1 protein-coding gene is annotated in these 746 nt (G+C 27.9%); it reads right to left on the reverse strand.

Annotated elements, in window-relative coordinates:
- The coding region (locus KPL44_RS25080; RefSeq protein WP_216256122.1) for a phosphatase PAP2 family protein at window positions 1–504 on the reverse strand (504 nt) is incomplete at its 3' end.
- Window positions 505–746 lie beyond the last annotated feature (242 nt).

The following is a 746-nucleotide window of genomic DNA, read 5'->3' on the forward strand; positions in this document are numbered from 1 at the left end:
AGGGAATTTTTGTATTGTTTTATATGTGGCATAAGCTATTATCGCTCCACCGACAATGTCCAATGGATAATGAAGTCCAACATATACTCTGGCAAAACATAATAATAATGATATACCTATCATAACTCTTCCGAAATACTTATTTACAACTAGTATTGGTAAGGCGAGAGCTAATGAAAAAGTAGCATGATCACTAGGAAATGATGGATCAATAGACGGATTTACTAATAAATGAGCTGCATGTAATGTATAAGGTCTTGGTCTAAAATATATAAACCCAATTATATGATTTATTCCTAAAGCAATTAACATTGTCATTACACCCAATATAGCTGCTTTTCTGTTTGCCATAACCTTTTCTTTTGTGTCTTTTTTAAACCAAAGTAACAATAAAGCTAATACAAACAAATATTGAAAGTTTTGAGCAATAAAGACCATTGTTTTATCTAACGAAACAAATTTACCAGCTAATCCATTAATTAACGAATATAAAGTATAATCCATAATTTTATAATCCCCCTCAAAATAATATATCTAAACAGCTTTAAATCTTAATTTTGTATTTTCATTTTGTAAAATACAAACATTAAACATCCCTCTAGTCCTTCTTCAATATATTGGGAGTCATAATATAATTTAAACAACTTATTTTATCAAATAAAAAAATTATTATCCCACTACATATAAGTCCCAAAACTATACCACCTAAAATATCTGTAGGATAATGCACAGATAAATATAATCTT

The organism is Clostridium sp. DSM 17811 (assembly GCF_018861905.1).
Taxonomy (GTDB): Bacteria; Bacillota; Clostridia; order Clostridiales; family Clostridiaceae; genus Clostridium_AD; species Clostridium_AD frigoriphilum.